The organism is Chitinophaga sp., assembly GCF_035538455.1.
Classification (GTDB): domain Bacteria; phylum Bacteroidota; class Bacteroidia; order Chitinophagales; family Chitinophagaceae; genus Chitinophaga.
This window is the reverse complement of sequence record NZ_DATLKJ010000193.1, coordinates 1-14,758: the sequence shown is the minus strand read 5'-3', so window position 1 is coordinate 14,758 and position 14,758 is coordinate 1. Positions and strand designations below refer to the sequence as shown.

The following is a 14,758-nucleotide window of genomic DNA, read 5'->3' as shown; positions in this document are numbered from 1 at the left end:
CAATAAGTTTAAGCGAGTTATTACCCGCTATGACAGATATATCGAACATTACGAATCCTTTGTTCATCTCGCTTTTGTTATGATCTTATTAAGAAGGTATTTATGAAATGAGTTCTAGTCTGATTGTGCATATAAAGATTGGGGGGATTGGAGAGCTTTGCTTATCGTGTATAGGTTACCGAAATGAGACCTTATACCAGCCTTTGATTACTATTTGTCTTCATAAGTATGCCGGCTTCAAGGATTAGGATCTGTTGCTGAATTACATTATGGATGAAGAAAGTAGAAGAAGTAAAGTCAAGCCGGATTTGTGCCCGGCTTAACTTTTTGCAGGATGCTTATTTTCTTCGACGGCTGCGTGATCAGCAACAAACCCGCGGACCCAGGCTTGCGCACACAGTTGGGACCCGGGTGTAGCAGGGGAGAGCAGTAACAATACTTCCGCCAGCAACCCGGTCTTGTTCTGCTGCCTGTAATTCGGCAATGGTTGCTTTGTTGAGAGAAAGTTTCTTTTTCAGAGAAAGTTTTTTCTTTTTCATACAAGATGGATTTAAGGTAAAATGAATGATAAGGTAATATTGGGTTGTAATGCACAGTTGGGTATAGGTTTTATTGTGCAGATAAATGAAATGCTATACTACTGATTTGGAAGAGAAGTTATACTGCATCGGTGTACTGTGGCATTGATCAGGCTGTCGGTACTGTTGTCTTTCCTTTTTGTATGTTTATCGAGTTTTGTTTTCAAGATACGATGTTATCTGCAAACCAGTGAAAATGTTATCGGGGCTGGATGTATAGTGGATATTTTGTATGAATATACGTCGTTGACCCTCTATGGGTCTTATGCGTCAAGTCTGCTTTTTCTTCGTCTCTCCGGCTTTGAGCAGACTTTGATGCGAGGGGAGGTACAGCGTGGTGGCCCTATTATGTTGATGATGAAAGGACTGTAGAGTTCCTGGGCAGGCTTTACTGGTATACCTATGAAATGGGACTGATCGTCGAAGATGGTGAATGTAAACCCTACGGCTCCGCCATTATCACTTCTGCAAAAGAAATAGATAACAGCCGGCAGCACCATATTCCCAAACATCCCTTTACACTGGATCAGGTGTTTCATACGCCTTACAATCCTTTTGACCTGCAGAAAGAATATTTTGTGATTCATTCTTTCAATGACTTGTTTGAAAGCCTCGTCGCACTTGAAGAGAAAATAACAGAACACCGGGAGATTTCGGATGAATCCTGGAAGAAAAGAGAAGCGAAACTGGTGGAGCCCTGAAAATGATTTGCGGCCAGCTCTGACAAGTGCCGGCCGCATTGTTGAATTTTGCGGAGGTATCGTCGGGCTACGTTATTGCTCTGTCCATTTCTTCTCCCAACTGAAGAAATCAGGCGCTTTCACTTCGTTGCCCTGTAGCTGATTGCTGAGGGCTGTGATAAACATTTTCCAGCGGGGAATATAGTAGCTCTGCATCAGGCCACCCCATTCTTTATTGGCGTATTCGTGGAGGTCTGTTGCCGGGTTATCCGGGCCCCAGTAAGTAATTTGTGTTTTTGCATTCCTGACCAGCAATGCCTTTTCGGCAGGTGTTTGTCCCAGGTTTTTAGCTGCATTTATCCATGTATCCAGGCGGAAATGACTATTGCTACTGAGCAATTGATCTTGTTGCTGCATCAGCAACAGAAAGCGGCCAGACGTTTGTTTAAAAGCATTGAGATCTTTTTTCCCAAAGGCTGCTACCATTTCTGCAAAGATTTCTTCTCCGCGGTTAGCATTCATCTGGCGTTGAAAATCTATAGCGTCAATTTTATAGGTGCTATTTTTTTTCATCTTCGGGGCAGCCTTCATAAAAGTGGCTACAGCTGCGGCGAAGGCCTTTGTATCGTAATTACGTTTACGGGTGCCCCAGGTAGAAACCGATACATCTTTCAACGTAGGACGGGCGCAAAATACAGACTCGCCAACGCCTTCCTGGTGTTGTGAAAAACTGCTGTAAACGGTAGCTATCAATCCCTGCCAGGCTTCCTGCATATGTGGGTTATCGGTTCCATAACGGTAGCGTACATATGATTTTATCCAATCCTTTACTTCCACTTTATCGGTATGCCAGGCTAGTTCCATCATCAGATCGTACACTACAGGATTGTTATGTATCCCTTCCGGCATAATTCCTATGCCTTTAAACAGTGATGCGTAAGGGCTGTGTGCTGCACGTGAGATTTCATCAGCAAAACGTTGCAGTTTACCGTACAGGCCTAATTTCTCACCAAAGTTGTTTATACTGCACCATATAAATGGCGTACCTTCATAGCTTTTCCGTGAATCCCAGTTGGCAGTGTTTTCTCCGAAAAGCTCCTGCACCAATACTTTAGATTTATCAAGGCCAGCCAATAATTCCCTGGAAGGGTTATTTCCCCATCCCATTAATACCCAGGTACTTCCCGGGAAATTGTTTTGCATGGTTTGTTGAATGGTAACGGCGGCAGTAGTGACATTGACACCTTTGCTGATACCGCCTTCATGAAAAGGATCTCCTGCGAAGAAGCGGATATTACTGCCATATAGTCTTTTAAGCTCTTCATAGTAGATGTTCGCAATCTTTGTAAAGCTGCTATCGCCCGGAATGAGAAAATCCGGGCGCTGAAAGCCTCCGGCCCACTTTCCCTGCTCCAGAACTTTCAGCGGCATTTTCTCTTTCAGACTCGTAGGAATCATACCATAAAAGCCCTGCAATACCGGTGTTATTCCCAGGCCGCTCATACGCGTCAGTATTTGTTTTTCCAGCGCTCTTTGCTGATCTATCATTTGCTGTGTAACCGGGCCTCCCCAACCTTCAAGGTTACCCATAAGCCACCAGGCAGTAAAGCCGGGGCCGGCAATAAAGCGCCGTGTTTCCTCAGGCTTGTAGCCCAGGCGTTCCAGTGTGTGCTGCCACACCGCTTCAGTACCAACGGGCGCCAGCATCAGGTTAACACCGTTAAGCGCCATCCAATCCAGTTCACGTTCCCAATCTTTCCAGTTGTAAAAACCCATGGTATAACTGATCGTACAATAATTCAATGCGTAGCGGTATTCATAACCTGTTTTAATATGTACGGGCTGTTTTACTGCAGGTAAGGGCGATACCGGAGAAAGATTATCACCCATGTGCGACATAGAACGATAACAATAATACTTCAGGTACCAGTTAAGGCCAGCAGCAACAGCACTGGGGCTGGAAGCTCTGATAAGCACTGCTTTACCGGGAGTGGAAATTTCAAATACATCTTTACCATTTTCTGTTGGCATACTTTTCAATATCAACGATTTAGCCAGCCAAGGAACGCGGCGTTGTGCCAATTGTTGTACTGCGGGAAAATCCTGCGCAAGTACAGAGGTAGAAATATATAGTAAGAATAGTACTACCTGCAATTTTTTCTTTTTCATTTGTTTCGCTGTTGTTAGAAATAGTTTTAAAGATGGTAAAGAGATAACTGTCATTCACCGGGGAAAAGATCCTTTTATGTGCGTAGTAATTTTGGTTGCCAGTGGAATGAAGTGTAAATTTAAGCGGTTATAAAATAGATTTGTACAGTTTTATATTATAGTATTAAATTGTAAATATGCTAAAGTCACAATTGGCATTCCAGAACCCCAAAGGGAAATGCTCTTATGTTGATACCACCTCCACTGCCAACAGAAAAATCATCAACTTCAGGAAATATGGTTTCCGTGACCTGGTTGTATTGGGAAGATATAACTACACTAAAACAGAAGCGAGGCTGGAAGAGCATATTCACAGGAATATGATTGAAATTTGTTATTATGATAAAGGCAGTCAGTATTTCAATGTAGAAGGTGAACAGTATTTAGTAAAGGGGGGAGATATTTTTATACATTTCCCGGACGAAGAGCATGGTTCTGGCGGGTACCCGGAAGGGAAAGGCAATTTATACTGGCTGATTATACGCATAGACAACACATTATCTAACAACCTGATGCATCTTTGCCGGTTATTGATAAAGAAAAAGAAAAGACATTTTAAAGCGGGGAAGGAAGTAAAAAACTGCCTGGAAGAAATTCAGGCGGCTCATGATAAAGAGGAAAATATTCAGATAAAGAAGATCCGGATGCACCTGATGGCAGAGTTTTTTATCCTGTCTATCTTGGATAAGATCGATAGCCAGAAGGAGGAGACAGATAACGTAAGGCTTGGCAGGATACTAAAGCTGATAGAAGATAACCTCACAGAGAATATATCTATTCCATTGCTGGCCTCAGAGAGCAACTTGTCTGTATCCAGGTTCAAAGGTCTTTTCAAAGAATTAACGGGGTTTACACCGGGTGATTATATCCAACGCAAACGGGTTGAGAAAGCATTGTCTATTATGGAAGAAGAACCAGAAAAACCCTTGATGGATATAGCCTATGAACTCAATTTTTCTTCACCACAATATTTTAGTGCTGTTGTTAAAAAATATACTGGTAAACCGCCAAGACAGTTCAAAGTGGGATAATGATGGCTTTAATGATCTGCTGTGTTTGTATGAAATAATACTATGATATTCTCACGCAATAGATTATTTCAAAAGTGGAATATTATTGTTGTGCAAACCGAAGGCAATGAAAACAAGTTTAAGTACAGCACAAATAGTATTCTTCGAAAAAAACGGTTACCTGAAGATTGAAAAATTCCTGTCTGCCGGAGAAACAGAAGATTACCGAAGTATATATGAAGATTTCCTGAGTGGGAAAATAGACACCGGGGACTTCAGATCGGATCTGGGCGCTCATGTTGCCGATGATAAACGAACCGGAGAACTGATCACGCAGATAATGGTTCCCGGCAGAATCCATCCAATTTTACTGACACAGCCACTGCACACCAGGTCACTTGACGTTTCCCAACAGCTTTTAGGGGAAGATATGGCACTTGATTTCGATATGCTCATAGATAAAGCCCCATATACGAACGCACCGACGCCCTGGCATCAGGACCGGGCATATTGGATCACTATGCCCGATACGCGGGCAGTAAGTTGTTGGGTGGCACTTGATGAGGCGGTGATTGACAATGGCTGCATGTGGTATGTGCCAGGTTCTCATTTGTTTCCGGTGCGTAAACACTGGCCGGCAGGTAAGGGTGGCGGGGCGTTACAATGTGAGGCTAGTGAAAGCGAGGGGCTGGCCATTGAGTTAAAGCCTGGTGATTGTGTTTTACACCATGGCGGCACATTACATTACAGCAGAGGAAACTCCACGTCTTTGAAAAGAAGGGCTTTTATTACCAATTTCAGGCCTGCGGCAATGATAGCATATGAAAGAGCACAGGGGTATGATCATACAGGAGAGCGGGCGGTGAAAGATTCGTCAGCCAGCAGCAAATAGATAATTCCACGATATATGAAACTGCTTTTCTTTTGCCCGAGATGGGGGAGTGAACATATTCCCCTGGAAAGCTTCCTTGAAATGGTGTGTGATGCCGGCTTTGAATGTCTTATTCCTGGTTGCGGCTTACATTGGATATATCTCATTGGTTTTGTGTAGCGGAAACATTGCTTGAAGACCAGGAAGATACGGTTACTGCTTTAATTCCCCATATACAACATCTTCATGCGAGGATAGGGCATACCCAAGGTCCGCAGCTGGCAGATCCCGGCGACGGCCTGTGGGAATATACAATTGAAAGACACTTTGCCATCTGGGAACTCATTTTAAGGTATCATGCTGCCACGGGAAAAAGGGAGTTCGGGATTACTACTGAATATGGCCCCTGGCCTTATATGCATCAAAAAAATGACTTTTCGGTTCAGTTCGCGTTGAATGTATCTATGCTGGAACAACTAAAACGCCGATTCAGTTCATATTTATAAACTCTTTCCATGTCGGATATAAAACATACGCCCTCCAATACACTCGCTTTTCTTGTAACTATCTGTATTTTCTTTTTCTGGGGGTTCGCTGCATCTGGCAATGCGTTGCTGATTCCTGTATTAAAAGAACGGTTTTCATTGAGTCAGTTTGCGTCGCAACTTGTAGAGATGTCTTTTTACCTGGCGTATTTCGTTGGATCACTTTGTTATTTCCTGATCTCTTATAAATGGCCTCGTGTATTGGAAAGAGCGGGGGAGAAGAGAGTAATGGGAACCGGGCTGTTATTATCCGCTCTTGGCACTTACTGTCTTATCGTGGCAGCGGGCAGCAGCTCTTACTTTTACTTGCTTGCCTCTCTTTTTACTATAGCTATTGGTTTTGCCCTTCAGCAAATTATTGCTAATCCATTGCTTGCCAGAATGGGAGCACAGGCAGATGGCACGCATCGTCTGATTGCTGCCGGTGCAATTAATTCATTGGGTAATACTATCGGGCCGCTGGTGTTAAGTTTCTTCCTTTTTGGCAAATTCGCCACTGCAAATTCCCACGTTTCGATCAGCTCACTCCGCCCTATGTTTGCGGGGATCATAGCGCTCTACATTATTTTTGCTATTCTGTTCTGTTTGGTGCGTTTGCCAGAGGTTGTGGGGAGAAGGGCCAGCACTATGAGAGGTATGGGAGCGCTTCGTTTCCCACAGTTGGTTTTTGGTATGGTGGCCATTTTTTGTTATGTTGGCTGTGAAGTCGCTATGCAAAGTAATCTGCCTGCTCTGGTGGCTAATCCCAGGATAATGGGGCTATCCGCACAACAAGCCATCCCATATTTTAGCCTGTTTGGAGGTAGCCTTATGATTGGGCGTTGGACAGGCGCTATATACAGTTTCAACTTTTCCAGGAATGTAAGGCTCTTTATGTTTCTATTTATTCCAGTCATGGCTTTTGGCCTGATTCTGCTTGTGAACCTGCTGGTGGGCGCAGATCATACTGTCATTACTGATTACTTTCCATTCGTTTTTCTTCCCGCACTCATGTTATTGGTAAGCAGGAAAGATCCTTTCCGGATTTTATTATACGCTGGTCTGATATCCTTGTTGTTAATTACCGGAAGTTGGCTTACAACCGGGAAAGTAAGCATGTACTGTATTATAGCTACTGCATGCTTTACCTCACTGATGTGGCCATGTATCTTTATGCTTGCGATCAATGGGCTTGGTGAATATACACAACAGGGATCTTCACTTTTGATAATGATGATCCTGGGGGGAGCTGTTGTTCCGGCATTTCAGGGTTTTTTATCTGACCTACCTTTTATTGACATTCATGCTTCCTTTGTTCTGCCCTTTGTTTGCCTGATTTACATTAGTGGCTATGCCGTATGGCAATATCGAAAGGTAAGGAGTATTGGTATCTAAATTTATATATGCACGCGGTTCTGGCTATCATGTGCGCTGGGTTCTCTCGGGGTAAGTTGTTTGCCGGGTTAATGAGAAAGGACACTACACCAGCTGTAGTGCCCTTTCGGTTTCTTTGTAGTATATAAGGGAGTGAAAATATATTTTGTATTATTCCCCAATTCCCCATTTTTCATTGGGGGTAGGGCCTAATGTGATTTGCAGTGTACCGCCTTGCATAAAGGTGCTATGCGGGAAGCGGAAATCAGTCAGTGGTTTCCCATTTAACGTGGCGGATTGAATATAATTATTACCGGGTTTATTGTTGATAGTTTTTATAATAAATGTTTTTCCCGGGTAATAACGTTGGTCTAACTGAATAGTGACTTTGTCGAAGAGGGGGCTTGTTATTTCATAGTGAGGATTTACAGATGCGCCGCCTTGTACATCAAACAACCCTATTGCCATTAGTATGCCTAATGCACCTATTTGCCCCTGGTCTTCATCACCGTTATAGCCTCCATATGGAGTGATGTTGCCATAACATTCTTCTTTAATTCTTCGTACCCAATATTGGGTAAGCCATGGTTTTTTGCAGTAGTTGAACAGGTGCGCCATGTGCAGTGAGGGTTGATTTTCGTAATCCAGCCAACCTTCTGCATGGTGTCCATGTGGTACAACAAATTTGTATGGTGCGGCCTTCTCAAATTGTTGTTGCAGTTTTGCAGCAAATTTTTCGTTACCACCGAGTAGTTGGATCAGATCAGGGATATTGTGTGGTACATAATAGGTGTAGATAGCAGCGTTGCTTTCGATAAAGCCTCTTGCATTAAAGCCCTGGCTAACGGGTGTAAACTCTTTCATCCAGGTTCCATCCAGCTCCCGTGGACGCATCCATCCGGCGGTACTATCAAAAACATTACGATAATTGAAAGACCGTTTCAGGTAATATTGATAGTCGTGCAGCATTCCTTTTCCTTTTGCAAATTGTGCCATACACCAGTCCTGGTATGCAAAGTATAGGGTGAGTGCGCAGCCTTCGCGATGCATTTGATTACCATCAATGCCCTCGGGAACGTAGCCATTGCTGATATAATGTTGCATATAGGGGTGTGATGACAATTCGTATCCAACATGATCCCGGATACCGCCAGGTGAGGAATTTTTGATGCATCCTTTATAGGCGGCTTCTACATCAAAGCTCCGGATCCCTTTGTTATATGCTGCAGCGATCATCGGAATGGCCTGATCTCCTGACATGACAAATGTATAATTGCCTCCGCTTGGGCCACGGGCAATCATCCCGGCATTTTTATAGTATTCTACCAAGGTGGAGATCATATCACTTAAAGCCTTCGGATAAGCGATAGACCATAAAATATTCAGATTCCATTCGCTGCCCCAGAAACCGTCGGAGTTATGTACGTTAAAAAGCGGTTTGCCTTCCCGGTTGAGAGGTATGTGCCTGATCACCGTTGCAGCGCCGGTATTATCGGCGTATTGCCCGTCTATATCACTGTAAATGTGACGTCCTAACAGGCTATGCCAGAGGTCTGTATAAAATTTTATGCGTTGCTTTTCAGTACCACCTTCAACTTTTATTTTTCCGAGCATCGTATTCCATTCACCGTAGGATTCATTTACCACACGATCAAAGTTCCAGTGTGGCAGTTCCGACTGGAGGTTAAGCCTGGCTTGTTCGATACTGGTGAAGGAGATACCTACCTTTAATAGTACTGGTCCGGATGGTTTGTAAAAAGTAACGTAGCCTCCGGCTTCTTTACCCGACACCGCTTGTACATTTTCCAGCAGTATGCGTGTGGTAGCAGTCCCCGTTTTCTTCCAGCCGCCAAATTTTGAGAAAGGTTGATTGAATTGCGCTACAAAATAAACTGTAGATGGCTTTTGACGCCGGCCAGTACGAGCCATAACAGAGTAGCCTGAAAGCTGACTGGTATTTTCCATTTGAATGAATGCCGAGTCCATACGGCCTTGCCCTAAAGCGGCGCCAATATCCAGTAGTATATTAGCCGTGTCGGAAGCAGGAAAAGTATACCGGTGAAAACCTGTCCGGCAGGTGGAAGTCAGTTCGGCGGTTATACCGTAATCGTCTAACACGACTTTATGGTAGCCTGGCTTAGCTATTTCTTTATCATGTGTAAATTTTGACTTTACGGCTTCAAAGCCAAGTTGGCCTTTCATGAGGCCAGTGGTGGCCATCACCGGGATGCCTGAAATTTCCCAGCAATGAATGTGACTGAAGCAGCGGATATAGGAAGAATCATACAAGTAGCCGGAGTTCCAGCTGCCAAGTGCCCAGGTATCTGGGCTTAGACTTACCATGCCAAAAGGACGACAGGCAGATGAAAAGAAGAACCAGCGGGATTTGTGGGTATCAATGAATGGGTTGACTTCATCTACCAGGGCTTTATTCGCCGTTTGACTTTGGGTTTGTAATGCAAGGACACTAAGGAAAAATAACGTGAGAAATTTTTTGTGCATAAGATATCGCGTAGCAATTAATGAAGGTGATTGTTTATACTATCTTTAGTAAAAGATGTGAGATAAAAATAGCAGATCTTTTTATATGTTCAAACATATTGAAAAATAATTCCTTAAAAGGAGCGTATGGATAAACGGGAACAGTATAGGTGACCCATTGGCTGCCAGGAAGGAAACTGCCGGGCGGCGGTAGTGCGGTCACCTGATTTCCCGCCTTATCCGGCTGAGAGATTGGGGCGTAATCTTCAGATAGGAGGCGATGTATTGTTGAGGTACGCGTAAAGCCAGGTCGGGATTGCGTTTTACAAACTCAAGATATTTGGTTTTGGAATCGCCAAAGTTCAGGAAGTCGTTGTCTTTTATTTTAGTCATTAATGCAGCTTCCGTAATCGTTTTGATAAAGATGTACAGATTGGGGATTTCACTACTGAGTTTTTCGACCACTGTTTTGTGGAGGGTATAGATCTCTGTATCCATTACAGCCTGTATGGCTTCGCTTCCCGGTGTAGCAGTATAATAGCTCTCCAGGTCGGTAATGAACTGTTTTTCCCTGACAAAGTATTTGGTTACATCGGTTCCGTCAGCGGTAGCTGAATATAGCCGGAGGATACCTTTTTCGACGAAAGCAATTTCGTTGGCGATCTGGCCTTCTTTATGAAAATGTTCCGTTGCCATTAATACTTTTCTTCTGAATTGGGAAGAAAAGTATTCAATATCCTTTGGAGAAAGGATACCTCCAAATTCGAGTGTTGATTTCAGTTTTTCCATTTATTGCACTATTCCCGTCTCAAAAATACTTTTTGCGCATGATAATACCGCATCCTTTGTGGAAACCGGCTCCCATTGCAACTCTTTTTTTGCCTTACCGGCATCTACTTTCCTTTTCGCACCAAGGTCAGGCAAGATGGGACCTAAAGTTGAGTCGAACCGGGAAAAGAGTTTTACCAGAAAATCCGGGAGTTCCGTTGTAGGTACCTTTCTGTCTGTGTAGGCTTGTTTCAGGACGAGTGCAATGTCTTTCATCGACATATATCCGGCGGAGATGAGGTAACGGTTGTTAGCTGCCAGAGGTATTTCCATCGCCCTGATAAGTGCATCAGCTACAGAGCGGACATCCACTATCTCAAATCCGATCTTAGGCAGAGCGGGTACACTTCCGTCCAGCATCTTAATGACGATGTTGGCAGAAGTGCCAAAATCTTTTTCCAGGACGGGGCCTAAGATTGCGCTGGGTAGGACTGTAACAAGCTCGAGACCTGATGAGTCATGTTGGATAAAATCCCAGGCTGCTTTTTCCGCTATTGTTTTGCTTTTGAAGTAGGGAGTTAGATCTTTTCTATTATGCAGGTCTGTCCAGGTGGATTCGTTCATTACATCTCTGAGTTGTTGTTTGGTTTTCCCGTAAGTAACAGCAGCAGAGGAAGAGGTAAGTACCACCCTTTTCACTTTATTGGCCGATGCTGCTTTCAGGATATTTAGAACACCTTCTCTGGCGGGAAGAATGAGATCATTTTCCTGTTTGGGAAGTTCCCTGGGAAATGGGGAGGCCACATGTTGCACAAAATCAATATCCCTGGTAAGATCAAACCAGACGTCTTTATCACTGAGATCGGCCTGGGCGAAGGTTAGATTGTGGACCTGTGAGGTATGTCTTGCAATCACTTCCTTGATGGAACCGGCTCTGTCCATGCTTCGTAGGGTACCTGTTACTTTATATCCTTTTTCTAAGAGCTGTATGGCAGTATGTGAGCCGAGAAAGCCTGTTACACCTGTTAATAGAACGCTTTGAGTATTCATATGCTTCAGTTTTAATGCAAAATTGAAGCATGCAGAGAATTCTGCAATTACCATTTGGTAAGAAATGAGAATAGGCGTGTATTCTTTTTTCGCAGAAAGGGGTAATGTTGATGGTTAAAGAACATACAGAAGGTACGCTTTGGCGTTCCTTCCTGTATGTTCTTTATGTAAAATTACTTAACAAGTGCTAACTCCAGCCTTGGAAATACAGTAATCTATTGAATTATGTAATTTTGGAAATCCGCATGGTTTGCTCATGCAGGCCCAGGCATCCCAGGAACCAGCACCACCTTTTAACTGATTGATAGCATCACGGGTGAGATCAGCAATAACGACTTTCTTAACTGATAACTTGGTGTTTAATGTTTTCTTTTTCATAAAGCGTGTTTTGATCAAAGTAACAAATAACGGCATGCGGGAAAAAAATTAAATGAGCATGATAACCGGCAACATGACTGCGTACAGATGCAGTATGGCTTTCACCTTTGTTTTGTCATAGTTGTGTGCTATAATACTGATACTGTAAATTTTTCTTGCTCTTTGATTCCTGGGTATTTCCAATCACCTTTAAAGAGAATACATTTATCATCTTCTTGACATGTTGATGATCTCTTGATATAAATTTTCCTTTCCGTATTTGCCCCATATACGGGCAGTTCAGCAGGTGCCATTTCCTCCTTTAGAAAGACAGTAATCTATTGATTCACGTATAGGGGGAAGTTGCGTACTGCATGGCCTGCTCATGCATTCCCAGGCGGCCCAGGAGTTATTGCCGCCTTTTAATTGATTAATAGCCTCGTTGGAGAGATCTGCAACAATACTTTTCTTAACTGATAACTTGGTGTTTAATGTTTTCTTTTTCATAAAGCGTGTTTTGATCAAAGTACATAATAGCAGCATACAGGAAAATAATTATCTGAGCATGATAACCAGCAGAATGACAAAATACAGACTCTGTGTAGTCATCACCGTTATACTGTCTCAGTGGCGTGCTATAACATTGGGTCTGTAAATTTTCCTTGCCTTTTAATTATTGGAAACCTTAAATCACTTTTAATGAAAGCAAATTATCTTCTCCTTGCAATGCCGGTGGTGGCGTTGCTAATGAATGCCTGCCGTAAAGATGTAACTGAAAAACAACCGTCGTCACTGAATGGTAAAGTTGCCGTTGTTGAGCGTGCAGCGGCGCCTTCGTGGCTGGTCAGTAAAGTGACTTATACTGATCTGATCATTGGTGATACACACGAATCTGTGTATAGTTATAATACATGGAATAAACCTGTTTACCGTATCCGGACTATCAGAAGTGGTGGGAAAGTTGCTGTGGACACAACGTTTTTCTTCTACAATAGTTCACAGCAGCTTATCAAGTTTAGTCCTTCTGAAGTGAAGTGGGGAGATACTGCTTATCTTCGGTACGATGCCCGGGGCAGATTGTCTCAGATAAGGTCTGGCGGCGGATTACATGATATTGATTACACATATCCCAACGACTCAACTGCAGTGGGGACATTCGGCACTGTTCGGGATATTTTCTCACACCGGGATAGCAGGACTGTTTATTTTTTTTATGATGGGAAGGGAAATCTCCGGCAGGCGAGGCTGTTCCAAAGGGATGGAGATCCGATTACGGATACTACCGGCCTGAAACCATGGTTGGTATATATTTCAGGGCCATACGATGACCACCCAAGTGCAGATCTGTCCCTGAATATTCCTGGGCCCTGGATGCTGGCGGCACTCAGTGATGACAGCTATTTCTTTCATTGGGAATATTCACCGCGATTTTCCGCGAACAATCCGTTGTTATATACCAATTACCGCAATTTTCAGTATACCTACAAGCCGTACGGATTGCCTGACGTGGCGACAGAGATCCTGTCCGGAAGACCTGAACACACCTACAAGTTTGAGTATATACCAGCCAGATAACATGGTTACATAAAATGAATTCAGTGCCATATTTTTACTGGCACTGAATTCATTTTATCAGCTATTGCAGGCTACTTACACTGTAATGCGTATACGTAGTAAAGCCCAGGAACGTATTGTCATTGGGTACGCCCAGCGGGTCCTGTAAGCCTCTCAGATAGCCCAGGTTGCCGGTCAGATAATGATTGTATGCTACTTCCACACCCGGGAATACGGGGCTGGAGGTGGAGCAGTAGTTACAGCTGGTTGTTTGCCCGTAAGCGGAGCGCATATAATCATATCCGGCACTGATACGGCTGCTGTTTGAGGTCCACAAGGAGTTGTCGCCCTGGATCTTTGCCAGTTGTGCTGCGTAGGCAAAGGCCGTCAGGGAATATTGGAAATGCACGCAGTCCTTGCGGTTACAATATTCCGGAATAGAACCATTTGATTGCACAATAATGGGCAGATAGGTATTGATAAGATCATACCCGTTCTGATAAACACTGGTGCTGTTGAGGAAAATGCCGATGGCCATTTTTGCATAGCCCTGAGAAGCGTTCCAGTTGTTGTTATACACGGGCATGTTGTTGATGTAATTGTTCTTTACGTTATTGAGGTAGTTAGAGAACTGGTTGATGTCGGCGGCAGACCATCCGGAGCCATGACCATTTACCTGGTAATAACGCATGATCTCTGCGGCGGCTACAAAGCTGGGAGTGGTCCAGGAGGCTTCGAGGCCGGGTTGATTGGTATTAGTGGAGGCATCCAGCAAGGCATAGTTCTGGAAGGTGTAAGACCAGCCGTTCAGTACCTGGATGCATTTGTCGGCCCAGCTTTGGGTCCCTGTTTTAGCCCATCTTAGCGCTAAGGCATATGCGAGTTCGGCATCTTTCCTTATCTGTGATTTGGAAGGGGAGGTGGCGCCATTGGAGCCTACTACCACTGTAGCATAGAAAGATGTGGGAACGGGATGACTGTCTACGTAGTCAATTACTTTCTGGTAGGAGGCGGTACGGGTGGCATCGCCGCCATTTACCTGGCTGCCTATATAGTCAAGGCTGGCCTGTGTGTTCATCACGCCGGGATGTACAAATGAGGTGATGGCTTCGGTAGCGGGAGTGGCTGCCTGAACGCTGGCACCCAGGTTGTCTTTCAGTTGTTGTTTTCCGCAGGCGAATAATAGAGCAGCCATAGAGATAATGCTCATGACGAGGCAATAGAAAAGGGTGTTCTTTTTCATACTGGAATTTTTGAGATTAATGATCAGGGTTGAAATACGTGGAATTATTTTAGTGCTGAA

At 43.9% G+C, this 14,758-nt stretch carries 13 protein-coding genes and 1 pseudogene; 6 read left to right on the top strand and 8 right to left on the bottom strand.

Annotation, left to right across the window (positions count from 1 at the left end; all coding sequences use genetic code 11):
• Positions 1 to 362: 362 nt before the first annotated feature.
• Complete coding sequence (locus tag VM802_RS23215; protein WP_325535097.1) at positions 363 to 539, bottom strand: class I lanthipeptide; 177 nt, start codon at positions 537 to 539, stop codon at positions 363 to 365.
• A gap of 410 nt (positions 540 to 949) precedes the next feature.
• On the opposite strand from VM802_RS23215, the pseudogene VM802_RS23210 reads away from it, so the two are divergent.
• Positions 950 to 1,279 (top strand): annotated as a pseudogene (locus tag VM802_RS23210) (hypothetical protein); the annotation flags it as partial.
• 72 nt (positions 1,280 to 1,351) lie between these two features.
• On the opposite strand, the gene VM802_RS23205 reads toward VM802_RS23210, so the two are convergent.
• Positions 1,352 to 3,427, bottom strand: coding sequence for an alpha-N-acetylglucosaminidase (locus VM802_RS23205; protein ID WP_325535095.1), 2,076 nt, complete (start codon positions 3,425 to 3,427; stop codon positions 1,352 to 1,354).
• 176 nt (positions 3,428 to 3,603) lie between these two features.
• Between VM802_RS23205 and VM802_RS23200 the strand changes: the two genes are divergently transcribed.
• The 4 genes from VM802_RS23200 to VM802_RS23185 all read left to right on the top strand — a co-directional run bounded on the left by VM802_RS23200 (position 3,604) and on the right by VM802_RS23185 (position 7,266).
• Entirely contained in the window at positions 3,604 to 4,497 is an 894-nt protein-coding gene (locus VM802_RS23200; protein ID WP_325535093.1) for an AraC family transcriptional regulator, read from the top strand.
• Positions 4,498 to 4,603: 106 nt separating this feature from the next.
• A complete protein-coding gene (locus VM802_RS23195) occupies positions 4,604 to 5,368 on the top strand; it encodes a phytanoyl-CoA dioxygenase family protein (protein ID WP_325535091.1) in 765 nt (254 codons plus the stop codon).
• 104 nt (positions 5,369 to 5,472) lie between these two features.
• Complete coding sequence (locus VM802_RS23190; protein WP_325535089.1) at positions 5,473 to 5,853, top strand: hypothetical protein; 381 nt, start codon at positions 5,473 to 5,475, stop codon at positions 5,851 to 5,853.
• Positions 5,854 to 5,862: 9 nt separating this feature from the next.
• Complete coding sequence (locus VM802_RS23185; protein WP_325535087.1) at positions 5,863 to 7,266, top strand: MFS transporter; 1,404 nt, start codon at positions 5,863 to 5,865, stop codon at positions 7,264 to 7,266.
• A 150-nt stretch (positions 7,267 to 7,416) separates the two neighbouring features.
• Here VM802_RS23185 and VM802_RS23180 read toward each other — a convergent pair whose 3' ends face one another.
• The 5 genes from VM802_RS23180 to VM802_RS23160 form a co-directional block, all read right to left on the bottom strand.
• Complete coding sequence (locus VM802_RS23180; RefSeq protein ID WP_325535085.1) at positions 7,417 to 9,747, bottom strand: GH92 family glycosyl hydrolase; 2,331 nt, start codon at positions 9,745 to 9,747, stop codon at positions 7,417 to 7,419.
• A 198-nt stretch (positions 9,748 to 9,945) separates the two neighbouring features.
• Positions 9,946 to 10,515 carry a Crp/Fnr family transcriptional regulator gene (locus tag VM802_RS23175; RefSeq protein WP_325535083.1) on the bottom strand — a complete coding sequence of 190 codons (570 nt, stop codon included), beginning with the start codon at positions 10,513 to 10,515 and terminating at the stop codon, positions 9,946 to 9,948.
• A complete protein-coding gene (locus tag VM802_RS23170; protein WP_325535081.1) occupies positions 10,516 to 11,544 on the bottom strand; it encodes an SDR family oxidoreductase in 1,029 nt (342 codons plus the stop codon). It lies immediately after the preceding gene.
• Positions 11,545 to 11,721: 177 nt separating this feature from the next.
• Positions 11,722 to 11,922: a class I lanthipeptide gene (locus VM802_RS23165; RefSeq protein ID WP_325535079.1), complete on the bottom strand. Its 201-nt coding sequence runs from the start codon at positions 11,920 to 11,922 to the stop codon at positions 11,722 to 11,724.
• Between the two features lie 279 nt (positions 11,923 to 12,201).
• On the bottom strand, positions 12,202 to 12,408 hold the full coding sequence (locus VM802_RS23160) for a class I lanthipeptide (protein WP_325535077.1): 207 nt from the start codon (positions 12,406 to 12,408) through the stop codon (positions 12,202 to 12,204).
• Positions 12,409 to 12,600: 192 nt separating this feature from the next.
• On the opposite strand from VM802_RS23160, the gene VM802_RS23155 reads away from it, so the two are divergent.
• Positions 12,601 to 13,476, top strand: a complete 876-nt coding sequence (locus VM802_RS23155; RefSeq protein WP_325535075.1) for a hypothetical protein — start codon at positions 12,601 to 12,603, stop codon at positions 13,474 to 13,476.
• A 61-nt stretch (positions 13,477 to 13,537) separates the two neighbouring features.
• Here the strand turns inward: VM802_RS23155 and VM802_RS23150 are convergent, their stop codons facing one another.
• On the bottom strand, positions 13,538 to 14,698 hold the full coding sequence (locus tag VM802_RS23150; RefSeq protein ID WP_325535073.1) for an alginate lyase family protein: 1,161 nt from the start codon (positions 14,696 to 14,698) through the stop codon (positions 13,538 to 13,540).
• Positions 14,699 to 14,758: the final 60 nt, after the last annotated feature.

Coding starts and splice junctions, on each gene's coding strand:
- VM802_RS23215 (WP_325535097.1), bottom strand. CDS start 539: ATGAAAAAGAAAAAACTTTCTCTGAAAAAGAAACTTTCTCTCAACAAA.
- VM802_RS23205 (WP_325535095.1), bottom strand. CDS start 3,427: ATGAAAAAGAAAAAATTGCAGGTAGTACTATTCTTACTATATATTTCT.
- VM802_RS23200 (WP_325535093.1), top strand. CDS start 3,604: ATGCTAAAGTCACAATTGGCATTCCAGAACCCCAAAGGGAAATGCTCT.
- VM802_RS23195 (WP_325535091.1), top strand. CDS start 4,604: ATGAAAACAAGTTTAAGTACAGCACAAATAGTATTCTTCGAAAAAAAC.
- VM802_RS23190 (WP_325535089.1), top strand. CDS start 5,473: ATGTCTTATTCCTGGTTGCGGCTTACATTGGATATATCTCATTGGTTT.
- VM802_RS23185 (WP_325535087.1), top strand. CDS start 5,863: ATGTCGGATATAAAACATACGCCCTCCAATACACTCGCTTTTCTTGTA.
- VM802_RS23180 (WP_325535085.1), bottom strand. CDS start 9,747: ATGCACAAAAAATTTCTCACGTTATTTTTCCTTAGTGTCCTTGCATTA.
- VM802_RS23175 (WP_325535083.1), bottom strand. CDS start 10,515: ATGGAAAAACTGAAATCAACACTCGAATTTGGAGGTATCCTTTCTCCA.
- VM802_RS23170 (WP_325535081.1), bottom strand. CDS start 11,544: ATGAATACTCAAAGCGTTCTATTAACAGGTGTAACAGGCTTTCTCGGC.
- VM802_RS23165 (WP_325535079.1), bottom strand. CDS start 11,922: ATGAAAAAGAAAACATTAAACACCAAGTTATCAGTTAAGAAAGTCGTT.
- VM802_RS23160 (WP_325535077.1), bottom strand. CDS start 12,408: ATGAAAAAGAAAACATTAAACACCAAGTTATCAGTTAAGAAAAGTATT.
- VM802_RS23155 (WP_325535075.1), top strand. CDS start 12,601: ATGAAAGCAAATTATCTTCTCCTTGCAATGCCGGTGGTGGCGTTGCTA.
- VM802_RS23150 (WP_325535073.1), bottom strand. CDS start 14,698: ATGAAAAAGAACACCCTTTTCTATTGCCTCGTCATGAGCATTATCTCT.